The 412-nt window shown below is 43.7% G+C and carries 1 protein-coding gene; it reads right to left on the bottom strand.

The window, feature by feature from the left end; genetic code table 11:
• Window positions 1-141 precede the first annotated feature (141 nt).
• Window positions 142-412: hypothetical protein (locus GVO63_RS19400; RefSeq protein ID WP_236552233.1), on the bottom strand; the 271-nt coding region annotated here is incomplete at its 5' end.

The following is a 412-nucleotide window of genomic DNA, read 5'->3' as shown; positions in this document are numbered from 1 at the left end:
TTTTAAATAAGGGGCGCATACATGTGGGCTATAATGCGAAGCAGCCCACGTGTATGCGTCCCAGTGACCAACGGGAACGACTTAATTTTTTTGTTAGGTGCGTTCTTAAATAACCTAGATTGTGCCATAAGAGCAGCCGTCCTATTTTGGGGCCTTGCTCTGTTGTTTTTCTCTAAGATAAAGAACTATTTGTGCGATGACCAATATATAACATGAAAATGCAACAAAGGCGCATGGTGCAGCCATAAGAATGACGCCCGTTGTCCATCCGAAATATGCCATAACAGAACAGATACCTCCAATGAAAAGCTCGATTGCGACAGCTTCCCAACTTACCGAGTAACCTAGGTTGACAGGTTGAGCGTAGTGCTTAACTTTGTATGGCATGTCGTATTTCCTTGTAGCACCTAAC

It is taken from the genome of Alteromonas sp. KUL106, from assembly GCF_009811415.1.
Taxonomy (GTDB): Bacteria; Pseudomonadota; Gammaproteobacteria; order Enterobacterales; family Alteromonadaceae; genus Alteromonas.
This window is presented reverse-complemented; position numbering and strand designations above follow the sequence as displayed.